Below are 21,386 nucleotides of genomic sequence, written 5' to 3'. Positions count from 1 at the left end.
TGGATTAGTTGAAAAGCGGATCAAAGATCTTCGGATCTCCGCTTTTCTCCTAGTTCTTTAAAACCATCGAATCACAAAATTTATATGAAACTCTTTACTTTTTTACTTTTGATAATTGGTTATTTACCAACTTCTGCTCAACATAGCGATAGTAAACTCGTATCTGTTGAAGGCAAAAAAATGTCCTACAAAACTTTCAATCTTGAAAACAGAAAAGATGGAGAACCTATTTTGGTGTTCGAAGCTGGATTAGGAGGTGGTACCTTCGACCCTATCCTCCGGTATCTGCCGGCTAACATTGGAGGAATAGAATATGAAAGAACTGGTGTTGGAAATTCTGATGCTGACCCAAAGGTTCTCTCAGATTCCCAACTTGTAGAAAGACTGCATAGTATGTTGCAAACACTCAACATAAAACCTCCATATCTACTTGTTGGACATTCTATTGGGGGACCTTACATCAGGCTATTTGCAGCAAAGTTTCCACATGAGGTCTCCGGACTGGTTTTATCAGACCCGACAGATTTTATGTTAACAAAAGAGGAAGATGAAAGGGCAAGGATAAAATCTGAAAGCAAAACCGGATATCGGGAAATTTCTACCATCATAATAAAATCGCTGTCACAGAATAAAAATGTCAGCCAGGGAACCAGAAATGATGCTATAAGAGCATTAAACTCAAATTCCAAAGGTTTTTTTATCGAATATACAGATCTGCCAGCGCTGAACAAAGACATTGCCACAACAGTTATCATTTCGTACAACAAATATATTGAAACTCCGGATGAAGAGTTGAACAAAAATCTAAATCTGGGAATCAATTTTAAAGCTTGGTGGAAAGAATATGATAATCTCAGAATACAGCATTTTTCTGACCTGATCAAAGACAATGACAACAGCAAGATCATTCTGTTACCAAAATATTCCCATGGCATACATTATCAAAATCCAGAATTAGTAGCAAAACTTATCGTGGATAATTATAAAAGTTATGTTAAATAAAATCTCTATCAATATGAAACTCTATACTTTTTTACTTTTGATATTCCTCACCAATCTATCAAAAGCGCAAACGCATCGTTTTATTTACGAGTACAAATTCAAGCCGGATTCTTCTTCTACTAATTATAGAAATGTGAATATGGCTCTTGATATCAATCCGAAAGATGTAAAATTCTATAACTATGAAAACATCATCAATGATTCTCTGAACAAAAAAGGAGGCAACAATCATAGCGCATCTCCAGACATCCCAACCTTAAGAAGACTTAAAAATTCCTACCAGAATACCAATTACGAGATGATGATGGATTATTTTTCTTACAACACCGAAGACAAAATGGATTGGAAACTGGAGAAAGAAACCAAAACTTCCGGACAATACACACTTCAAAAAGCGACAACAGATTTTGGAGGAAGACATTGGACGGCTTGGTTTTGCAAAGACATCAACATTTCCGAAGGTCCTTACAAATTCCGAGGATTACCTGGTTTGATATTCGAATTGAATGATAGTAAAGAAAACTTTTTCTTCAAATTGGCAAAAAGCCAAAAACTGGAGAAAACGTATGACACATCAGACTTTCTTGAAAGCTTTGCAGGAAAAAAACCAGTTTCGGTGTCCATTGCCAATATGCACAAAATGATGCTTCAGTTCTACAATGACCCAACAAAAGAGATGAGACAAAAATTTGATGATGTGCCTCCTGGAACTTTCCAAGTCGGAGGAACGAAAATTACAAGCAAAGAACAGTTCAAAGATGCCGCGAAAGTTATACAGAATTTCATTGCCAAGAATAACAATCCTATGGATTTGAAAAATGCTGTGGTATATCCTGTAATAAATTGATAATTTAATAAAATTTTAACGCTTTGATTATTTAAGAAGCAAAATTATTATTAAATTTGTTTGAGAAATAAACTTCTAACTATAAAAAATTAAAAAATGATTCAATTAGTACTAGAAATCGCAATCAAAATCGTAGATTTCATCAGCAACCTGTTTTGAGACATAAAGAATACTTAGATATTTCTTAAGAATAAACATATTTTGTAAATTTGTAAAGTATGACCGTTATGGTTATACTTTTTTTTATGAAAAAAATATTAGCTAAAATCATTCTTAAAATCATCGGATGGAAAGTTGTTCTTCAGGGCGATGTCAACAATCTGGACAGATGTATTCTTGTTGTTGCTCCACACACAGACAACAGCGAATATATCCTAGGTAACCTTGCGTATTGGACATTAGGAAAAAAACTTAAAGTCATTATCAAAGATGCTCATACAAAAGCTTGGTATGGTGCAATTGTAAAAGGGATTGGCGGAATTGGAATAGACCGCTCCCAAAAAAATGACCTTGTTAATTTTGTAGCTAACGAATTCAAGAAGGATGATTTCAGCTTGGTAATAACACCAGAAGGAACAAGGAGCTGGGTTCCGAAATGGAGAAAAGGTTTTTATAATATGGCTCTGGCCGCAAAAGTCCCTATCGTTTTAGCAGGAGGAGATTACAAAAGGAAGACCATCAATCTTGGTTATAAAATTCCTTATGAAAAATTGGAGACCCATACTTTTGAGGAGATCATGGAAGAGATCCAGAACTTTTATATCGAACATGATATTACTCCAAAACATCCTGAAAACTGGAATCCTCAGATTTATTAATTCAAGATTCGAAATCCTGAGTTCTAACATTAGGAACAGTAAACTTTAACCCCAAAACCAAGAAATGGACGAAGCAAAAAAAATAGAAATACTTGACCGTCTAAACAAAGCCAGCAAGAACACTTTGGGTGAAACTCTGGAAATCGTTTATACTGATGTTTCCGATGACCATCTTACAGCTACAATGCCAGTTAATTCCAGAGTTCATCAACCTTATGGTATTCTGCACGGCGGCGCAAGCTGTGTTTTGGCAGAGACATTGGGTTCTTGTCTTTCTCTCATTAATCTGGACACTTCAAAATCTGTTCCGGTCGGGACGAATATCAACAGTAATCACCTGAGGGCAAAACGAGATGGTATCGTTACCGGAACTGCAACCTTTATCAGAAAAGGCAATACAATGCACGTGTCTCAAATCGAGATCCGTGATGAGAAAGGTCATCTTATCAATCACACAACTATGACGAATAACATTGTTCCTGTCGGGAAAGTTTAATATTTTTGTTAATGCTCATTTTCAAATTACCCGATAACGATAAATTTTTCTCTGTTGATAATACTTCGGACGTCAACGTTTCTTTTGTAAGTTTTGATACAAAGACAATTCTGGATTTTAAAGGAAACATCAAGGAAATCTCTAGAAATGATATTGAAGATCTGAATGTTTCCCCAAAAAGTAAAAGTTCTTTCATAGAGATCGCAAAAGAAACACTTGAATCCTATGCTTTGAAAATCTCACAGGCCAAGGACTTCATTGAGAAAAATGAGCTTAAAAAATTGGTACTCTCCAGACGAAAACTTCTGATGTACCTTGACATCGACGCTCAGAAAAAGTTATCGATGACAAAGAGTTTTCTGAAATTTTGTGAAAGTTATCCTTCCGCATTTTGCTATTTATTTGAAAAAAATGGAGAAATCTGGATGGGAGGTTTTTCGGAAGTATTGGGAAAATTCAATAAAAGAAATAATTCCTTCGAAACCATGAGTGTTGCAGGAACTGTTCCTGTAGAAGAAAACTGGACTGATAAAGAAATTGAGGAACAGAAAACAGTCACAGATTATATACAGTCTATTCTGAAAAAATTCTCATCTGATCTGAAAGTGTCATCTACAAAAGATATGATATCCGGAAATATCAAGCATCTTAAAACAGATTTTTCTGCAGAGATAAGTCCGGAAAGTCTGGATAAGATCATTTCTGAATTACATCCAACTCCAGCTGTTTGTGGGTTTCCAAAAGAACTCTGCGCACAAGGGATAAAAAGCATCGAACACTTTAACCGCGAATTTTATGCTGGATATATCAAAGTAGAAACCGAGGATTTCATCTATTATTTCGTAAATCTTCGTTGTGCGAGTTTCTTTAAAAATTATGCATTTCTGTTTGTTGGTGGAGGAATTACTTTGAAAAGCGACCCTCATAAAGAATGGGATGAAACAGAACTGAAATCCCTTGCGATTCAAAACAACCTTGTTTTCGAATAATCAATATTAAATCAAATTTTATAATTAAATAATATTATTTAAACCTAATTCATACAAAAAGTTAGGAATTAATATTAATTTATTAATTTTACATGAAACTGAGAAATATGAATCAGCTTCTAAAATTAATTTTAACAGGCATTTTGATTCTATGCTTTTTAAGCATGCCCTATCTCTTCTATAGGCTTTCTGGGTATTTTCTATTCGTTGGATTTGGTTGGCTGGCTTATGATGCGTTCAATAGAAGAAATCAGACAGATTTCAAGATATTTGCAACATTAGTTATCATTTACAACCCCTTCTTTTCAATTCCATTTCCACATTTTTTATGGCTAATTATCAATACCATTGTAATCATTGGGATGATACTGAATATTCTGTTTGCGGAAGAAAATCCTTATGACAATAATTTCACAAAAAAAGATGACCTATAAGATCATCTTTATTTTTTTACAAACCGACTTGTATCGTGAAAGCAGAATTGACCCTTACTTTCATTTGTGTCGCGGCCGCCTCGGTTCCTTTTACTTTTAAATATAAAGAATGATTTGAAGATTTCAAATAATCCATTAATTCTACATCAGCAAGCGGAGTGAAGTTAAGCGAAGTTTCGCTCGTATTGTTTTCAACAGTTGCAATTTCTTTATCAGAAAGATCGGGAGCCTTGATCAATAACTTTGCACTCAAAACTTTGTTTAGCTTAATGGAATCTCCATTCGAAGAAGAAAGAAAATCTATACTAAAACTTGATAACTTTGCAGATTTCAAATTATTTATAGATAATGCAGGGAATTTTTCCTTGATCTTGGCCTCAACATCCAAATTGAGAGGCATATCCGGAAATACTACTTCTTCTGTTGAAACTGCAAAAGGAATTTCAATTTCAGTATTTGTATTGATCGATAATGGCACAGGAACAGTTATATCCTCAACTGCGTCTTCTGTTTTACTACAGCTGCTCACACCAATGACTGCTATAACCATAAAGAAAACCGTTGTTAAATTCAAAATTGTCTTTTTCATAATTGCTTTTTCATGCTTATTTTAATGACATAAAAGTCTCAAGATTTGATTAATGACCAATGTTCTTTACATCAGAAGGTGAATGCTCATGTCTGAAAAATATTGCGAACAAAATAGCGATCACTAAAGAATATAACGCAAAATACAGCCAAATATGTTGCCAGTCTTTAACTAATACAATATTTGATAAAGTTCCATCCGCACCAACGACAGAATTAAACGAATTTTTCAGAATCTCCACAAAAGTAGAATCATTGGGAGTTGTTTCCAAATATTTTGCCAACTCTGATGCTGTAGTAAATTTAAGTGTAAAAAATCTGTCTATAGCCCACCCTGCAACATAACTACCAATTACAGCTCCAAAACCATTGGTCATCATCATGAACAGACCTTGTGCCGAAGAACGGATCTTCTTATCGGTAGTGGTTTCTACAAAAAGTGAACCTGAAATATTGAAGAAATCAAAGGCCATCCCATAAACAATACAAGAAAGTATAATCATCCAAAGTCCTGTTACCGGATCTCCATAAGCAAAAAGTCCAAATCTAAGAACCCATGCCAACATACTGATCAACATTACTTTCTTGATTCCAAATTTTTTCAAAAAGAATGGAATTGCTAAAATAAATAAGGTTTCCGAGATCTGTGAAATAGACATAATAATTGTAGATTTTTCTACAACTATAGAATTGGCATATTTAGGAAAATGGGCGAACTCACTCAGGAAAACATCTCCATAAGCATTGGTTAACTGCAAAGCGGCTCCTAGTAGCATGGAAAACAAAAAGAACAATGCCATCTTGTAATCTCCAAAAAGTTTGAAAGCATTCAACCCTAATTGTTCTGAAAGTGGTGCATTTTTATCAATTAATTTCTGCGGAGGACATTTAGGTAATGTCAAAGCATAGAGGCCTAATAAAACAGCAACACCTCCAGCAATATAGAATTGCCCTTCAGAAGACTTGTTACCTGTAAGATTCGTGATCCACATGGCAACGATAAACCCGATAGTTCCCCAAACCCTAATTGGTGGGAAATCCTTCACTACATCCAAATGACTGTTTTTCAATATCGTATAAGAAATAGAATTGGTCAAAGCGATGGTTGGCATATAGAAACACATTGCGACCAACATTACAGAGAAGAACGAATTAGGCGTTTCAGAATGTGGCAAAATGAAAAGCACTACTCCATATAAAATCTGCAAGACAGAATAGATCCTCTCAGCATTTACCCATCTATCTGCAATAATTCCCGTGATAGTTGGCATAAAGATAGAGGCAATACCCATAGTTCCGAACACAGCTCCAAATTGTGTTCCATCCCAATGTTTGGTTCCAAACCAGAAGTTTGCCATCGTTATCAGCCAAGCTCCCCAAACAAAGAATTGCAGAAAGCTAAGTATAGTCAGTCGTAGTTTTAGACTCATATCTTAAATTGATATTATATTGTTATTCTATTTTTTTATTTCTTCTTTTGATCTCTTCCTGTAATCTGAGAGCCGTATCATAATCTTCTTCCCTTACAGCATCAGCCAATAATTGATCCAACTCTTCCGAAGAGATCCCTGACAGATCATTGAAATCTGAAACCTCATCAGAAATGACTTCTTCATCCCCAACTTTTGGTGTTTCATCTAGCTCTAATAAAATCCCTGCCTCATTCAAGACATCAGAAGTCGTGAAAATAGGTGCATCGAATCTTACAGCCATTGCAACAGCGTCCGAAGTTCTTGCATCTAAAATAAGCTCTTCGTCCGACAATGGATTTTTGAAATTGATATTTGAAAAGAAAACACCGTCCTTTATTTGATAGATGATCACAGAATCGATGTTGAAACCTGTATTTTTAACGAATTGCGTGAATAGATCGTGGGTTAGCGGACGTGGCGGATTGATATCCTTTTCCAATCCCAGTGAAATGGATTGTGCTTCGAAATTACCTATAACAACAGGCAGTTTGACTGATGTTTCTTCATGTTCCAGCAACAGCGCATAAGCTCCCGATTGGGTTTGGCTGTATGAGATCCCTCTAATGATTAATCTTTTATAATCCATTTAGCAAATATAAAATTTTTTGTTAATTTCCATTAAGGAATTGTAGATTTTTACATCGTTTGCGTAGTAAAATCATTAAATAATTCAGCATTTCTGATTCTGAATCCTTAAAGCGTTGAATTGCAGCAGTCCGACTTATCTCAATTACATTTATTTTTTTATTTGGATCGATGAACACTTCGTCAGGTTTGAGTGGAAATCTTTTTTGCGAAGCAAGGCGAACAAAAAGGATCGGGAGCCCTTCGGCAAGCTCAGGATAAACTCCAGGCGGATAAAGATGCCCAGATTATATTTCCTAAAAACAAAAAAACCTAAGCCATTGACTCAGGTTTTGATTCTATTTTGAAATTTATTAAGCTTTCAAAGCTTTGATCTTCTCCGTCAATGCAGGAATGATCTGGAAGGCATCGCCCACTACTCCATAATCCGCAGATTTGAAGAAAGGTGCTTCCGGATCATTGTTGATAACAACAATCGTCTTAGAACTGTTGACTCCTGCCAAATGTTGGATCGCACCGGAAATACCAACGGCAACATACAGATTTGGTGAAATTGCTTTTCCGGTTTGTCCAACGTGCTCTGTGTGAGGTCTCCAACCGATATCGGAAACCGGTTTTGAACAAGCAGTTGCAGCCCCAAGGACATTTGCCAGATCTTCTATCATTCCCCAGTTTTCAGGACCTTTAAGACCTCTGCCGGCAGAAACAACGATCTCCGCTTCTTTTAGGTCTAATTTCCCTGAAGACTGCTCGTGATTGATGACTTTTGTATCTTCATTTGCAATGCTTAATTCTTTCACTTCTTCAGAGCCCGAAGCTGGATTTTCTTTAACGCCGAAAGCATTCTGAGAAACGGTCACGATAACGCCAGCTGCATCAGCTTTTGCATGCATAAATCCTTTTCCAGAAAAAGCTCTTCTTTTTACCTGGAAAGGAGAAGTACTTTCCGGAACATCAATTGCATTGGTTATCAAAGAATAATTTTTCTGAATTGCCAACATCGGGGCAACAGAAGAAGCGTCTGTTGTATGAGGAAAAACAATGATGTTTCCGTCAGCAATTTGACCAACCGCTTCAGCATAAGCCTTAGCGCTAAAATCTTTAAGACCTGCATCTTTTACATTGATGACTTTGTCTGCTCCATATTTATATAATAGTTCTGGAGAATCTGTAGGATTAATGGAAATCGCTGTAACTGAATCTCCAGTTTTTGCTGCAATTGCTTTTGCATAGGAAACAGCTTCAAATGCTGCTTTTTTGTAAACTCCGTTTATATTTTCTGCGTATACGAATACTGCCATAATTTTATTTTTTAGATTAAAAGATAAAAGACGAATAGATGATAGACTTTGATAACTCGATTGGGATTGAGAAGTTTTTTTTCTTGAATCTCTTTCTATTATCTATTTGTCTATTATCTTATTGTCTATAATTTATATCACTTTTGCCTCTTCGTGAAGTAATCTTACTAATTCATCTAGGTTATCTGCAGAAACCAATTTCACAGCTGCTCTTGGCGCAACACTGTCAAAAGAAACCGCTTCCACTTTCACTTCAGAATTTGAAGGCTCAACAACATTAAGCGTTTTTGTTCTTGCAGACATAATTCCTCTCATATTTGGAATGATCAGATCTTTTTCGTCAACCAAACCTTTTTGTCCTGCAACAACAGCTGGTAATTTCACAGAAATAGTTTCTTTCCCACCTTCGATCTCTCTTACAGCAGTCGCTTCTGAACCATTCACATCTAATCCAACGCTTGCATTCACGAAAGGAATATTAAGCAATTGAGCTACCATTCCCGGAACTGCTCCACCATTATAGTCAATAGATTCTTTTCCTGTAAGGATAAGGTCGTAACCGCCATCCTGAGCCACTTTTGCAATTTCTTTTGCTACAGAGAAACTATCTTTTGCTTCTGTGTTTACTCTTACTGCATCATTCGCACCGATTGCCAAAGCTTTTCTGATAACAGCTTCTGTCCCTGCATCTCCAACGTTTACAACCGTTACAGTTGCACCTTGGGATTCTTGTAATTTTATAGCTTTCGTTAAAGCAAATTCGTCCAGAGGATTAATAACCCATTGGATTCCGTTTTTGTCAAAAGCAGATTTATCTGCTGTAAAATTAATTTTACTTGTAGTGTCCGGAACGCTACTGATACAAACTAATATTTTCATTTTAAGATGATGTTTTTATTTTACTAACTGTGCTAATATATATAAAAAATACTATGCATGCATAATTTATTGTTATTTATTAAATAGTATCGGAAACCGCTTTAATAAAAGGGTATTTAGACTCTTTATAAATAATTTTGTCCGTTTTAAGCAATTTGATCAGCTTTTAGGTATAACAAAAATCAAGGTCAAATTATCGAATTTTCAAAAAAATCAATTCTTTTTATTTTTTCACCTGACTTGCTCTGAACTCAATTTTACTTGGCAAAACACGAGGATTCATGTTCAGCATATCAAGAACAAGATTCCCCATGTCTTCCGGCTGAATTTTCCATTCATCCTTTTCGGATGGCACATTTCCATTGAAATAGGTCGCTACAGAACCAGGCATTATCGTAGAAACTTTGATATTGTATTTTCTAAGATCGATCATCGCAGCTTGCGTAAAACCGACAACACCGAACTTGGAAGCATTGTAACCGGCTCCATTTTCGAAGAAATTAGTTCCTGCAAGACTTGCGATCGTAATGTAATAGCCCTGTGATTTTTTCAGCTCTTCAACCGATGCTTTTAATGTGTAGAAACAGCCTGTCAAATTTGTTTCCTGCATTGCATTCCAATCTTCGATACTCAATTCATCGACGGGTTTGAAGATTCCCAGCCCTGCATTGGCAATTACAACATCCAAGCTGCCGAATCTTTCAACAATCTTGGAAACCGCATTCTCTTCATCTTCGAAATTTCGAACATCAGAGCTAACACCAAATACACTTTCTGAGATTCCTTTAAGCTCCAAAACAGCCTTATCAACATCTTCCTGTTTTCTTCCGCTGATAGCCACTTTGTGACCGTTTTTCAGTAACACTTCTGCGATTCCGAAACCAATTCCTTTGGTCCCCCCTGTGATATATACGACTTTTGACATAATTTGATTTTATTAATATTAAACAAAAAAAGACAGCCTAAACTGTCTTCAATTTTCTTAACCTTGAGCGTAAAACTCAAAGAAATAAGGGATACTTTCTATTCCTTTATAGTAATTGTACAATCCGTAATGTTCGTTCGGTGAATGGATAGCATCAGAATCCAAACCAAATCCCATCAATACAGATTTAGCACCAAGAACTTTCTCAAACAGTGATGTAATTGGAATACTTCCTCCACTTCTGTAAGGAAGGACCTCTTTTCCGAAAGCCTTTTCCATTGCCTTTTTAGCCGCTAAAAATTCTTTGGTGTTACTTTCTAAAACATAAGGCATTCCTCCGTGGTGTGGTGTTACCTTTACTTTCACACTTTTCGGAGCAATTCTCTCAAAATGTTTTGTGAATTTTTCCGTGATTTCTTCCGGCGTTTGATTTGGAACCAATCTCATTGATATTTTAGCAAAAGCTTTGGAAGCTATTACTGTTTTTGCACCTTCACCTGTATAACCGCCCCAAATCCCGTTAACATCCAAAGTCGGGCGAATCGAAGCCCTTTCCAAAGTCGTGTAACCTTCCTCTCCCTGAATATCATTCAGTCCAATTGATTTTTTGTAACTGTCCTGATCATCTTTCAGTTTGTTCATTTCTTTTCTGTCTTCATCGGAAACAATTAAGACATTGTCATAAAATCCATCGATTGTAATATGTCCATTATCATCGATCAGATCTCCGATCATTTTTGAAAGAACATTGATCGGATTCGGAACTGCGCCACCATAAAGCCCGGAATGCAGATCACGATTCGGACCTTCCACCTCAACTTCAACATAGCTTAAACCTCTTAAACCTGTTGTAACCGTAGGCTGCTCATTAGAATAAATATGCGTATCAGAAATCAAAATGACATCACAACTCAATTTTTCTTTATGGTCTTCAAGGAAATCTGCCAAACTTGCAGAACCAACTTCTTCCTCTCCTTCAATCAAAAATTTGACATTACAAGGCAAAGAATCGGTTTTCATCATTGCTTCGAATGCTTTGACATGCATAAAGAACTGTCCTTTGTCATCCGCAGAACCTCTTGCGAAAATAGCACCCTCTGGATGAAGTTCAGTTGTTTTCACAACCGGCTCGAATGGGTCGCTTGTCCATAATTCCAATGGGTCAGCTGGCTGGACATCGTAATGTCCGTAAACTAGAACTGTTGGTAAATTAGCATCAATAATTTTCTCTCCGAAAACAATTGGATAACCTTTTGTCTGAAGAATCTCCACATTGTCTGCTCCGGCAACCTTAAGATGTCTCGCAACCTCATCGGCACATTTCAGAACTTCGGATCTGTAAGCAGGGTCTGCACTGATGGAGGCAATTCTAAGGATATCAAATAATTCATCAAGGAAACGTTGCTTGTTTTCTTGGATGTATGTTTGTGTTGTACTCATTTTATTAATGATAAATGATTAGTCTATGATTTTAAAAATTGTTTTTTTGAACGTAAAGTCCGCAAAGTTTTTTTAAAAAAATTATTGAGGATATTTTAAGATTCGCAAAGACGTAAAACTCAATAAAGAAAAACAAAGTTCATTATTACTTTCATTTTTCTATTGAGGTTCGTAAAAATAAAAAATGTCCTGCATACGCAAGACATTTTTTGTTATAATATTTTTATAAATTCTTATTAATGTTCAGCTTTTTGAGCTTCTTCTGTTGTTGGTTTTACTTCAGGCGTTGAAACTTTTACAGAATCTGCTACAACGTGAGAAACAGCTTTTGTAGAATCTGCAGTTGGATGGTAAGTTCCGTGAGGGGCGTTTGGGTCATCGTATCTTACTACTTCATCCGTTTTTTTCAAACGTCCTTTGTTCCCGCCAGCAGGAAGATCACAAGATACAACTAAGATAGCAGAAGCCAACAATATTACAGATTTTTTCATTTTTTATAATTTAACGTGTCAAAAGTAGTGAAATTGAGATTTTCTGCAAAATTATTTTTGTAAAATGTATATTGTACAAATGTATTATATAATAAGTCTAATTAATTCACCTCGATCTTATTTCAAAACTAAAATCCAAAGATCAACATTTCTACTTTGCGAAGCGCGCCCCGACCTGAGTGGAGCTCTTTTTCTTTTTTTTCTCAAAAAAAGAAAAAAGCGGGAACGGAGGGCGGATAAAGGTGCCCAAACCTAACGAATTGGTTCCACGAAGTCAATTATTATAAAAAAACCTGACTCAAGTGAATCAGGTTTTATTTTTTATTTTTTTCTTTCGAGAACTTCATCCACCATTCCGAATTCTTTAGCTTCGGTAGATGTCATCCAGTAATCTCTGTCTGAGGCTTTCTCGACCCATTCGTAAGTTTGTCCGGAGTGGTTTGAAATGATGTCATACAATTCTTTTTTCAGTTTCAACATCTCTCTCAAATTGATCTCCATATCAGAAGCTACACCTTGCGCCCCACCAGAAGGTTGGTGGATCATCACTCGAGAGTGCTTCAAAGCAGAACGTTTACCTTTCTCTCCTGCCACCAATAGTACAGCTCCCATAGAAGCGGCAATTCCGGTACAGATCGTTGCAACATCAGGCTTGATGATCTGCATCGTATCATAGATCCCCAATCCCGCATAAACGCTTCCTCCAGGAGAGTTGATATAGATCTGAATATCTTTCGCTGAATCTGAACTTTCCAAGAACAGCAATTGCGCTGTTATGATATTAGCGACCTGATCGTCGATACCTGTTCCTAAGAAAATGATCCTATCCATCATCAATCTTGAAAAAACGTCCATCTGCGCAACGTTCATTCTTCTTTCCTCCATAATGTAAGGCGTGAGATTGGTCGGGTTGAACATTCCCATATATTGATCGGTTACCAGACCGTTGTTTCCCATATGTTTTACTGAGAAATCTCTGAATTCTTTTTTAATGTCCATATTATATTTGGTTATTTTTAAATCAGTATTGAGTTTGCAATTTCTATTCCTTTGCTAAAATAGGACTTTCTGTCACAAAATACGAAATAATTCGCTGTCCAATTTATTTTTTAGTTGAGTCAGAAGGATTATTTGTTGATAAATTTGAGTATTATCATTCTCGTCACTGAGAGAATTTTTAAGGTCATTGATCAATTTTACAATATACTCTCTTTTGTGTCTCAGAACAATATCCGCAACCATCTTTGGGAGTACCTCTTCCTCTGAACTAAAGTAGATATTGAACTTGTTCCAATTGCTGGTCTGATAATTATCGATCAATGCATTGGCCAGTTTTCCAGAAACTTCTTCATCCATAAAATTGAAGAAAAAACTGCCCGATCTTATCTCATTTTGGAGAATACCTTCTTTGATCTCGGAAACGATCTTTTTATGAATATCCAATTGTATCTCACATTCATCTTCCTCCAAATGGCCAAGAACCTCTTCTATTACAGTGATCTTATAATCATTTCCGTCAGGATCTTTTCTATCCAAAACAACATCGCCATACTTCAACATCAGGTCTACCAATTTCTCTTCCAGTACCAAAAGTGGATTTATTGATGTGAAAGCTTCCTGAACAATTTCTAATTTTTGTGGTGCTTTTTTCTCGGCTACTGCAGTTTTTGGTTCCTGCTGATGCGTAACACTGGTTTGGATCTGAAGTTCGTTGAATAAACTCTGCTCGCTGAGTCCAAATTTATTCGAAACTTCTTTCAGGTAAATTTCACGCTTCAAAGCATTCTGGACAAATGCAACAGACTTCACAATATCCCGGATAGATTCTGCTTTTCTGATCGGGTCATTCCCGGCATCACGAAGAAGGATCTCCGCTTTGAAATCGATAAAATCCTTAGCTTCTTGATCAATGAAATTCTCAACAAATTCCTGCGGATGTTTTCTTGCAAAAGAATCCGGGTCATCGCCATCCGGGAAAAGCAGAACACGGATGTTCATTCCCTCGGAAAGCAACATATCGATGCTTCGGAAACTCGCTTTTATTCCTGCATTATCGCCATCGAAAAGAATGGTTACGTTTTCCGTTAATCTTTTTATTAGTTTAATCTGCTCCGTCGTCAAAGATGTTCCAGAGCTTGCCACAACATTTTCGATCCCGGATTGATGAAGCGATACAACATCCATATAACCTTCTACCAAAAGACAAAGATTCTTTCTGGAAATGGATTGTTTGCTTTGATTCAGACCATATAAGACATTTGATTTATGGTAGATCTCGGTTTCAGGGGAATTGAGATATTTTGCCGTTTTGACATTATTCTTGAGAATCCTTGCTCCAAAACCAAGAACTCTTCCTGAAAAACTATGGATAGGGAAAACAACTCTGTCGCGGAACCGGTCAATTCCGGAAGGCGTATTTTCCGGAAAAATGGAAAGTCCGGATTTTTCCAGGATCTCTTTGGAGTAAGCTTTTTGTAAAGCAAATTCTGTAAATGCATTTTTCTTTTCCGGCGAATATCCCAATTGGAATTTCTTGATAATGTCATCTCGCAGTTCCCTCTCCTTAAAATAGGAAAAACCGATCATCTTTCCCTCCTCCGAGTTCCAGAGCTGATCTTGAAAAAAATCGTTCGCAACTTCGTGGATCTTGTAAAGAACATCACGTTCTGTCTGCGCTTGTTTTTGTTCCTCAGAGTATTCTTTTACATCTTCCTTAATTTCAATCCCGTACTTTTTTGCTGCATGGCGAAGAGCTTCCGGATAAGTAAAATTCTCGATTTCCATCAGGAAAGAAATCGCAGTTCCACCTTTCCCAGTCGAGAAATCTTTCCAGATCTGCTTACTGGGAGAAACGACAAAACTTGGCGATTTTTCTTCATGAAAAGGACTCAGCCCCTTGAAGTTGGAGCCTGCTCTTTTCAGCTGAACATATTCGCCGATGATCTCCTCTACCCTGATGGTGGAAAAAATCTTGTCGATGGTTTCTTTGGTGATCAACTCAGAAAATGATTTGAAATTATTATTATAAAATTTGGAACGGTAAATTTATAGATAAGTTTATTATCATCGGAAACAATCATCCATTAAAAAGTTGAAAAGTTTATTTTTGTAAAAAAAATCAAGATGCAATTCAAAATTCATCAACTGGTAGAATGGAAAGACATTGTCAATCAAATCATTCCAAATCTGCGGCACAATATCTTATTACTCAAGGGAAATCTTGGTGCAGGAAAGACAACCTTCACACAATATCTGCTTAAAGAATTGGGAAGCCAGGATGAAATATCATCTCCGACTTATTCAATTGTTAATGAATATGATACGCCAGAAGGAAAAATCTATCATTTCGATTTGTATCGATTGAAATCCGTGGAAGAGGCATACGATTTCGGAATAGAAGAATATCTTGACAATGCCTTTCTATCAATCATCGAATGGCCGGAAATCTATATGGATGAGCTGGAAGCTTATGACTTCCACGAGATGACCATCACCAATACAGAATCCGGAAGAGAGATCGAGTTTAATTAATAATAATAGTAAATTGTTTTATCTTTGCTTTAGATTTTGAACAATGATTCGTTTTTTATGAGCAGTACATCTACCATATTTACACCTTTTTCCGAGGAAGAGTTGATTCCGAAAGAAGAGAAACTAGAAGTTGTAAAAAAACCTGGAAAGACCTTTAGTATAGGTGTTCCGAAAGAAACTTGCCTTAATGAGAAAAGAACCTGTCTTATTCCGGATGCCGTTCAGATACTTGTAAACAACGGTCACAAAGTCATTATAGAAAGTGGTGCCGGAGAAGGTTCTCACTTCACTGATATCTTGTATTCTGAAGCTGGCGCAGAGATTACGAACGACCCAAAAGTGGCTTTTTCCCAGGATCTGGTCCTGAAAATCAATCCACCAACGGAAGAGGAAATCGATTACCTCAGACCGATGACCTATTTGATTTCAGCTTTACAGATCAACCTTAGAGACAAAGAATATTTCCTGAAATTGGCCAGCAAAAAAGTCAATGCGATTGCATTTGAGTTCATAATGGATGAATATAAGCAATTGTCATTGGTAAGATTGATTGGCGAAATCGCAGGAAGCGTTTCAATCCTATACGCATCGGAACTACTGGCGATGTCCAACGGATTGATGCTTGGCGGAATTACAGGCGTTCGACCAACGGAAGTTGTGATTATCGGAGCAGGAATCGTGGGTGAATTTGCAACAAAAGCGGCAATTGGATTAGGCGCAAGTGTCAAGGTTTTTGATAATTCGCTTTCAAAACTGAGAAGACTTCATACTTTGGTAGACAGCCGCGTTCCGACATCCGTTATCGATCCAAAGGAATTGACGAAATCTCTCAGAAGAGCCGACGTTGTGATCGGAGCTTTGCCAAGACTTAACCTATCTCCAATTGTTACAGAAGATATGGTAATGAAAATGAAAAAAGGTAGCGTTATTATCGACATTACGATCGATAATGGAAAAGTGATCGAAACGTCAGAGCTTACTACGACAGAAAAACCTTTCATTGTAAAACACGACGTCATCCATTGTGGCTTACCGAATCTGACATCCAGAATGCCAAGAACTACGACGAAAGCTGTTAGCAATTTCTTCTTAAGTTATCTTTTAGGTTATGACGAAGAAGGCGGCTTCGAGAATATGCTGATCCACAAAAACGAAATCAAGCAATCGCTTTATATGTACAAAGGAAGGCATACGAAACAAATGATTTGCAACAGGTTCGAACTTCCTTATCACGATATCAATCTTCTGATTTTCTAAAACTCATTAATGCTTAAAAAACTTAAATTCTATTTCATCGGATTGGTTCCGGGATTATTGATCGTTTTCTTTGTCCTCAACCAGAAAGGTGCGAGCTGCTCTTATTTCCCGAATGACAGGGTCATTGCAGAGACTTTGACCAAAGATTTTTCTTATTCCGAAAATTTCAAAAAAGAAATGGAAGCGAATAAGATATCTGAAAAACAACTGAAAGACGAAATAATTACTAACGGAGCAATTGATTTTGACAAAAGCCAGGCTCAAAAACAACCTTGCCCGGAATACGTTCTTCTGTATCCGAAAAATGATTCCAGATTTGAGATCAATTATTCTAAATGTAAAGAAAAAGCAGAATTTACGGGATTCAAAAAATTAAAATAAAAAATGAGCGGCAAAAATCTCTTACTTCCGGATTATCTTCTGTTTGGTGGGATTTTCGTCATCTTTTTCTTATTGGCCCTCAGTTTTTTCCTGTTCGGAAAATACAAATCCGCCAAAACAAAAAACAAGCTCCTCGAAGACAATTACAAAGCGATTGAAAGCAAACTTGATAACGTAAGATTGGAACATATCGAGACCAAACTCAATCCGCATCTTTTCAAAAATATTCTCAATTCAGTTCAGTCGCACGCTTATCAGACGTACATTTCGTTGGATAAACTGGCGAGCATTCTGGATTATATTCTCTACGAAAGCAGCAATAAATTTGTGAGTCCAAAAGAAGAGTTGGATTTTGCAATGAACCTTATCGAAATCAACAAGATCAAAATCAATCCGTTATTTGATTTCAGGATCAAGACGAAAATCAACAAAGAAGACCCTATCTATTCTGAGAAAGTTTTTGCTCCGTTGATTTCTGTTGATTTGATTGAAAATGCCTTTAAACACACAGATTTTCTGGCTCAAGATTCTTTTATTTCAATTAATCTGATTCTCGAAGACGGAAAATTTGAAATGAAAGTTTCCAACAAAATCTCAGACAAAAAACCACTTGAGAAAGAAAATAGCGGTTTCGGAAGCAAATCTTTTGACCAAAGATTGAAATTGATCTATAAAAACCATTACAAACTCAGTAAAAATATCAGCAATGATGTTTTCACAGCGCAATTAACCATTAATCTTTCAGAATTTTATGATAAAATGCGTTATTCTGGATGATGAGTTATTGGCAATCAGCTATTTGAAACTTCTCTGCGACCAGATTGAAGGAATCGGAGTTGTGAAAGCTTTCAATAATCCTAAAGTCTTCTTGCAAGAAATTGATGACATCGATTGCGACGTTTGCATTCTTGATATCGAAATGCCCGGAATGAACGGGCTTCAAGTTGCCGAATTGGTCAAGGACAAAAAAATTATTTTCACGACAGCATACAAAGAATATGCGGCGGAAGCTTTTGACCTAGATGTGGTTGATTACGTCAGAAAACCGATAAAAAAAGAACGTCTGCAACAAGCTTTTGAAAAGGCAGGAAAACTACTTAACGAACATCAGAAAAATCAGTTCTTTGAATGGAATACCAATCTTGGGAAAACCCGAATTTTCGTCAACGACATTATCTATATCAAAACATCTGAAATCGATAGCCGAGATAAAGATTTGAAACTAAAAAACAATTCGGAAATTATTCTTAAAAACCTAAGTTTCAAAAATTTATTCGAATTATTACCGCAGAAAAACTTTGTTCAGATCAACAAAAAAGAAATGGTCAATATTCAGCACATTCAGGTTGTTTCTTCATCTGAAATTATCCTGGATATCAATTCCCCTGAAGGAAATCCTTTGAAATTGCTTGTCAGCGATGTTTTTAGGAATCAGGTTTCTGAAAAACTCTCGAAATAATTTCAGCGCAGAATTCAGCCGTTTCATTACATTTTTCAATCGAAGATGAATTTCGCATTCAAAAACTTCTCAATTTTACATCTTGAAAATACGTAAGATCTAAATGAAATTGAATATGAAAAAGTACAGGAATATTATATTTTACACAGTTACAATTGCGTTCTTCTCCTGTCTGGTATATTGGTTTCTGATAGAAGGAAAAACGCTGGAAGCTGGCGAAAATATTGTCATCAAAGAATCAAAAGGTACGATTTGGGAGAACTTTGTCGAATCCTTTTCAACCAATCTCCATCATCCGTTAGCTTTGCTTTTGGCGCAAATCGTGACAATTATTCTGGTTGCAAGATTATTTGGCTGGATCTGTATGAAGATGAAACAACCTTCTGTAATCGGAGAAATGATTGCAGGAATTGTTCTCGGGCCTTCACTCTTAGGATTATATTTCCCGGAGTTTTCCGCTTTCCTATTTCCAAAAGAATCTTTAGGAAATCTACAGTTTTTGAGTCAGATCGGTTTGATCCTTTTTATGTATATCGTCGGGATGGAGCTGGATTTGAGTGTCCTCAGGAAAAAGGCGCACGACGCGGTTGTCATCAGCCACGCAAGTATAATTATCCCGTTTGCTCTGGGAATTGGATTATCTTACTTCATTTATAAAGAATTTGCACCAGACGGAATCCAGTTCAGTTCGTTTGCGTTGTTTATTGCGATTGCTATGAGTATTACAGCTTTTCCTGTTTTGGCAAGAATCGTTCAGGAAAGAAACCTTCAGAAAACCAAGCTCGGAACCATAGTCATTACTTGTGCAGCAGCGGATGATATTACAGCCTGGTGTATTTTGGCGGCTGTGATTGCCATTGTAAAAGCTGGTTCTTTCGCTAGTTCAATCTACGTAATTCTTATGGCGATTGCTTACGTTTTCCTGATGATAAAGATCGTAAGACCTTTCCTGAAAAGAATTGGAGAATTACAGGTCGGAAAAGGGATCATCAATAAATCTATTGTGGCTATCTTCTTTCTGACATTGATCATCTCTGCTTATGCGACAGAGGTTATTGGGATTCACGCATTGTTCGGAGCATTTATGGCGGGTGCGATAATGCCGGAAAATGTGAAATTCAGAAATCTTTTCATTGAGAAAGTTGAAGATGTTGCTTTGGTTTTATTACTTCCATTGTTCTTCGTATTTACCGGATTGAGAACTCAAATAGGGTTACTGAATGACAAACATCTTTGGATGATTGCCGGTTTGATAATTGCGACCGCTGTCACAGGAAAATTCATTGGGAGTGCACTAACTGCAAAATTTCTAAGAATAGACTGGAAAGACAGCCTCACCATCGGAGCATTGATGAACACGAGAGGTCTGATGGAATTGATTGTCCTTAATATCGGTTATGATCTAGGAGTTTTGAGTCCTGAGATTTTTGCTATGATGGTTATAATGGCGTTGTTCACGACATTTATGACAGGGCCTTCTTTAGATTTGATCAATTTTATTTTCAAGGGAAAAAAATCGATGGTTGATGAAGAAACCGATGAAAACAGTGGAAAGTACAAGATTCTTCTTTCATTTGACACCCCAGAGTCTGGAAGTACATTATTGAAATTGTCCGATAATTTCACTCATAAAATGAACGGAAACAAAAGTGTAACTGCAATGAATATTGCTCCTGTTGATGAACTACACGCTTTTGATATCGAAGATTATGAAAAAGGTCTATTCGAAAATATCATCGATACTTCCCACGAGCTGAAACTGGAAGTCACAACGCTTTTCAAAGCTTCAACAGACATCGAAAATGATCTGATCAATATTACTAATAAAGGTAATTATGATCTGCTTTTGATAATGCTAGGAAAATCGATCTATGAAGGTACTCTGCTTGGAAAATTGCTTGGTTTCACAACTAAAATCATCAATCCAGAAAAATTATTGAACACAGTAAAAGGAAGATCTTACATTTTCAACTCCTCTCCTTTTGATGATTTTACATTGAGTATTCTGGATAAAACCAATATTCCTGTTGGAATAATGGTTGATAAAAACTTCGAAAGTGCAGATAGAATCTTTATTCCGATCTTTGATTTGAGCGATTTTTATTTGGTTGAATATGCAAAAAGATTGATCAACAACAACGATTCTCAGGTTATCATTCTGGATGCAGCCGGACAAATCCGTAAGAATACGGAAATCCGTGAATTGATAAGAAACATCGAGCATATCGCACCAAATCACATCACACTTTACAACGAGAAAACGATTGAGAAAGACTTTCTGGCATCACAGGACCTGATGCTGATCAGCAGTAAAAGCTGGAAAAGTCTTATCGACACAAAAAGTCTTTGGCTGTCTGACATTCCATCCACTTTAATTGTTTCGAATCCATAAGTTAAAAACCACATAGACACATAGAATTATTGATATTAAAAAGTTTAAATAGTTATTTCGTCTTAATTAAAGACTTTACAAACTATGTGTCTATGTGGT

At 36.5% G+C, this 21,386-nt stretch carries 22 protein-coding genes; 12 read left to right on the top strand and 10 right to left on the bottom strand.

Going from position 1 to position 21,386, the window contains the following annotated elements; translation table 11 throughout:
* The first annotated feature begins 84 nt into the window (after window positions 1-84).
* The 6 genes from BLT30_RS05900 (at window position 85) to BLT30_RS05875 (ending at window position 4,586) form a co-directional block, all read left to right on the top strand.
* Complete coding sequence (locus tag BLT30_RS05900; protein ID WP_089872282.1) at window positions 85-1,002, top strand: alpha/beta hydrolase; 918 nt, start codon at window positions 85-87, stop codon at window positions 1,000-1,002.
* Entirely contained in the window at window positions 992-1,849 is an 858-nt protein-coding gene (locus BLT30_RS05895) for a GLPGLI family protein (protein ID WP_245707120.1), read from the top strand. The genes BLT30_RS05900 and BLT30_RS05895 overlap by 11 nt, the downstream gene beginning before the upstream one ends.
* A 245-nt stretch (window positions 1,850-2,094) precedes the next feature.
* Window positions 2,095-2,667: a 1-acyl-sn-glycerol-3-phosphate acyltransferase gene (locus BLT30_RS05890; RefSeq protein ID WP_089872280.1), complete on the top strand. Its 573-nt coding sequence runs from the start codon at window positions 2,095-2,097 to the stop codon at window positions 2,665-2,667.
* Between the two features lie 64 nt (window positions 2,668-2,731).
* Window positions 2,732-3,163, top strand: coding sequence for a PaaI family thioesterase (locus tag BLT30_RS05885; protein WP_027382667.1), 432 nt, complete (start codon window positions 2,732-2,734; stop codon window positions 3,161-3,163).
* Between the two features lie 11 nt (window positions 3,164-3,174).
* Window positions 3,175-4,152 carry a chorismate-binding protein gene (locus BLT30_RS05880; protein ID WP_089872278.1) on the top strand — a complete coding sequence of 326 codons (978 nt, stop codon included), beginning with the start codon at window positions 3,175-3,177 and terminating at the stop codon, window positions 4,150-4,152.
* Window positions 4,153-4,259: 107 nt separating this feature from the next.
* Window positions 4,260-4,586 carry a DUF6804 family protein gene (locus BLT30_RS05875; RefSeq protein WP_139166580.1) on the top strand — a complete coding sequence of 109 codons (327 nt, stop codon included), beginning with the start codon at window positions 4,260-4,262 and terminating at the stop codon, window positions 4,584-4,586.
* Between the two features lie 16 nt (window positions 4,587-4,602).
* Here BLT30_RS05875 and BLT30_RS05870 read toward each other — a convergent pair whose 3' ends face one another.
* The 10 genes from BLT30_RS05870 to dnaG form a co-directional block, all read right to left on the bottom strand.
* Window positions 4,603-5,175 carry a hypothetical protein gene (locus BLT30_RS05870; RefSeq protein ID WP_089872274.1) on the bottom strand — a complete coding sequence of 191 codons (573 nt, stop codon included), beginning with the start codon at window positions 5,173-5,175 and terminating at the stop codon, window positions 4,603-4,605.
* A gap of 49 nt (window positions 5,176-5,224) precedes the next feature.
* On the bottom strand, window positions 5,225-6,604 hold the full coding sequence (locus BLT30_RS05865; protein WP_089872272.1) for a nucleoside permease: 1,380 nt from the start codon (window positions 6,602-6,604) through the stop codon (window positions 5,225-5,227).
* Between the two features lie 22 nt (window positions 6,605-6,626).
* Window positions 6,627-7,232 (bottom strand): bifunctional nuclease family protein, encoded by a 606-nt coding sequence (locus BLT30_RS05860; protein WP_089872270.1) that lies wholly within the window; start codon window positions 7,230-7,232, stop codon window positions 6,627-6,629.
* Window positions 7,233-7,584: 352 nt separating this feature from the next.
* Window positions 7,585-8,532: an electron transfer flavoprotein subunit alpha/FixB family protein gene (locus BLT30_RS05855; protein WP_089872268.1), complete on the bottom strand. Its 948-nt coding sequence runs from the start codon at window positions 8,530-8,532 to the stop codon at window positions 7,585-7,587.
* A gap of 132 nt (window positions 8,533-8,664) precedes the next feature.
* Window positions 8,665-9,411: an electron transfer flavoprotein subunit beta/FixA family protein gene (locus BLT30_RS05850; protein ID WP_089872266.1), complete on the bottom strand. Its 747-nt coding sequence runs from the start codon at window positions 9,409-9,411 to the stop codon at window positions 8,665-8,667.
* Between the two features lie 223 nt (window positions 9,412-9,634).
* A complete protein-coding gene (locus tag BLT30_RS05845; RefSeq protein WP_089872264.1) occupies window positions 9,635-10,336 on the bottom strand; it encodes an SDR family oxidoreductase in 702 nt (233 codons plus the stop codon).
* 57 nt (window positions 10,337-10,393) lie between these two features.
* On the bottom strand, window positions 10,394-11,776 hold the full coding sequence (locus BLT30_RS05840) for a dipeptidase (protein ID WP_089872263.1): 1,383 nt from the start codon (window positions 11,774-11,776) through the stop codon (window positions 10,394-10,396).
* Window positions 11,777-12,012: 236 nt separating this feature from the next.
* Window positions 12,013-12,267, bottom strand: a complete 255-nt coding sequence (locus BLT30_RS05835; protein WP_089872261.1) for a hypothetical protein — start codon at window positions 12,265-12,267, stop codon at window positions 12,013-12,015.
* A 321-nt stretch (window positions 12,268-12,588) separates the two neighbouring features.
* Window positions 12,589-13,266 (bottom strand): ATP-dependent Clp endopeptidase proteolytic subunit ClpP, encoded by a 678-nt coding sequence (clpP, locus tag BLT30_RS05825; RefSeq protein ID WP_027382678.1) that lies wholly within the window; start codon window positions 13,264-13,266, stop codon window positions 12,589-12,591.
* A 72-nt stretch (window positions 13,267-13,338) separates the two neighbouring features.
* On the bottom strand, window positions 13,339-15,264 hold the full coding sequence (dnaG, locus tag BLT30_RS05820; RefSeq protein WP_089872257.1) for a DNA primase: 1,926 nt from the start codon (window positions 15,262-15,264) through the stop codon (window positions 13,339-13,341).
* A 126-nt stretch (window positions 15,265-15,390) separates the two neighbouring features.
* Between dnaG and tsaE the strand changes: the two genes are divergently transcribed.
* From tsaE to BLT30_RS05790, 6 genes are all read left to right on the top strand, one after another.
* Complete coding sequence (gene tsaE, locus BLT30_RS05815) at window positions 15,391-15,798, top strand: tRNA (adenosine(37)-N6)-threonylcarbamoyltransferase complex ATPase subunit type 1 TsaE (RefSeq protein ID WP_089872255.1); 408 nt, start codon at window positions 15,391-15,393, stop codon at window positions 15,796-15,798.
* A gap of 57 nt (window positions 15,799-15,855) precedes the next feature.
* Window positions 15,856-17,055 carry an alanine dehydrogenase gene (locus tag BLT30_RS05810; RefSeq protein WP_089872253.1) on the top strand — a complete coding sequence of 400 codons (1,200 nt, stop codon included), beginning with the start codon at window positions 15,856-15,858 and terminating at the stop codon, window positions 17,053-17,055.
* A 9-nt stretch (window positions 17,056-17,064) separates the two neighbouring features.
* A complete protein-coding gene (locus BLT30_RS05805) occupies window positions 17,065-17,436 on the top strand; it encodes a DUF4258 domain-containing protein (RefSeq protein WP_089872251.1) in 372 nt (123 codons plus the stop codon).
* A 3-nt stretch (window positions 17,437-17,439) separates the two neighbouring features.
* Window positions 17,440-18,213 (top strand): histidine kinase, encoded by a 774-nt coding sequence (locus BLT30_RS05800; protein ID WP_089872249.1) that lies wholly within the window; start codon window positions 17,440-17,442, stop codon window positions 18,211-18,213.
* Window positions 18,188-18,895 carry a LytR/AlgR family response regulator transcription factor gene (locus BLT30_RS05795; RefSeq protein WP_089872247.1) on the top strand — a complete coding sequence of 236 codons (708 nt, stop codon included), beginning with the start codon at window positions 18,188-18,190 and terminating at the stop codon, window positions 18,893-18,895. The genes BLT30_RS05800 and BLT30_RS05795 overlap by 26 nt, the downstream gene beginning before the upstream one ends.
* Before the next feature lie 115 nt (window positions 18,896-19,010).
* Entirely contained in the window at window positions 19,011-21,287 is a 2,277-nt protein-coding gene (locus tag BLT30_RS05790) for a cation:proton antiporter (protein WP_089872934.1), read from the top strand.
* Window positions 21,288-21,386 lie beyond the last annotated feature (99 nt).

Source organism: Epilithonimonas hungarica, assembly GCF_900102265.1.
GTDB lineage: Bacteria > Bacteroidota > Bacteroidia > Flavobacteriales > Weeksellaceae > Epilithonimonas > Epilithonimonas hungarica.
This window is presented reverse-complemented; position numbering and strand designations above follow the sequence as displayed.

Coding starts and splice junctions, on each gene's coding strand:
- BLT30_RS05900 (WP_089872282.1), top strand. CDS start 85: ATGAAACTCTTTACTTTTTTACTTTTGATAATTGGTTATTTACCAACT.
- BLT30_RS05895 (WP_245707120.1), top strand. CDS start 992: ATGTTAAATAAAATCTCTATCAATATGAAACTCTATACTTTTTTACTT.
- BLT30_RS05890 (WP_089872280.1), top strand. CDS start 2,095: ATGAAAAAAATATTAGCTAAAATCATTCTTAAAATCATCGGATGGAAA.
- BLT30_RS05885 (WP_027382667.1), top strand. CDS start 2,732: ATGGACGAAGCAAAAAAAATAGAAATACTTGACCGTCTAAACAAAGCC.
- BLT30_RS05880 (WP_089872278.1), top strand. CDS start 3,175: ATGCTCATTTTCAAATTACCCGATAACGATAAATTTTTCTCTGTTGAT.
- BLT30_RS05875 (WP_139166580.1), top strand. CDS start 4,260: ATGAATCAGCTTCTAAAATTAATTTTAACAGGCATTTTGATTCTATGC.
- BLT30_RS05870 (WP_089872274.1), bottom strand. CDS start 5,175: ATGAAAAAGACAATTTTGAATTTAACAACGGTTTTCTTTATGGTTATA.
- BLT30_RS05865 (WP_089872272.1), bottom strand. CDS start 6,604: ATGAGTCTAAAACTACGACTGACTATACTTAGCTTTCTGCAATTCTTT.
- BLT30_RS05860 (WP_089872270.1), bottom strand. CDS start 7,232: ATGGATTATAAAAGATTAATCATTAGAGGGATCTCATACAGCCAAACC.
- BLT30_RS05855 (WP_089872268.1), bottom strand. CDS start 8,532: ATGGCAGTATTCGTATACGCAGAAAATATAAACGGAGTTTACAAAAAA.
- BLT30_RS05850 (WP_089872266.1), bottom strand. CDS start 9,411: ATGAAAATATTAGTTTGTATCAGTAGCGTTCCGGACACTACAAGTAAA.
- BLT30_RS05845 (WP_089872264.1), bottom strand. CDS start 10,336: ATGTCAAAAGTCGTATATATCACAGGGGGGACCAAAGGAATTGGTTTC.
- BLT30_RS05840 (WP_089872263.1), bottom strand. CDS start 11,776: ATGAGTACAACACAAACATACATCCAAGAAAACAAGCAACGTTTCCTT.
- BLT30_RS05835 (WP_089872261.1), bottom strand. CDS start 12,267: ATGAAAAAATCTGTAATATTGTTGGCTTCTGCTATCTTAGTTGTATCT.
- clpP (WP_027382678.1), bottom strand. CDS start 13,266: ATGGACATTAAAAAAGAATTCAGAGATTTCTCAGTAAAACATATGGGA.
- tsaE (WP_089872255.1), top strand. CDS start 15,391: ATGCAATTCAAAATTCATCAACTGGTAGAATGGAAAGACATTGTCAAT.
- BLT30_RS05810 (WP_089872253.1), top strand. CDS start 15,856: ATGAGCAGTACATCTACCATATTTACACCTTTTTCCGAGGAAGAGTTG.
- BLT30_RS05805 (WP_089872251.1), top strand. CDS start 17,065: ATGCTTAAAAAACTTAAATTCTATTTCATCGGATTGGTTCCGGGATTA.
- BLT30_RS05800 (WP_089872249.1), top strand. CDS start 17,440: ATGAGCGGCAAAAATCTCTTACTTCCGGATTATCTTCTGTTTGGTGGG.
- BLT30_RS05795 (WP_089872247.1), top strand. CDS start 18,188: ATGATAAAATGCGTTATTCTGGATGATGAGTTATTGGCAATCAGCTAT.
- BLT30_RS05790 (WP_089872934.1), top strand. CDS start 19,011: ATGAAAAAGTACAGGAATATTATATTTTACACAGTTACAATTGCGTTC.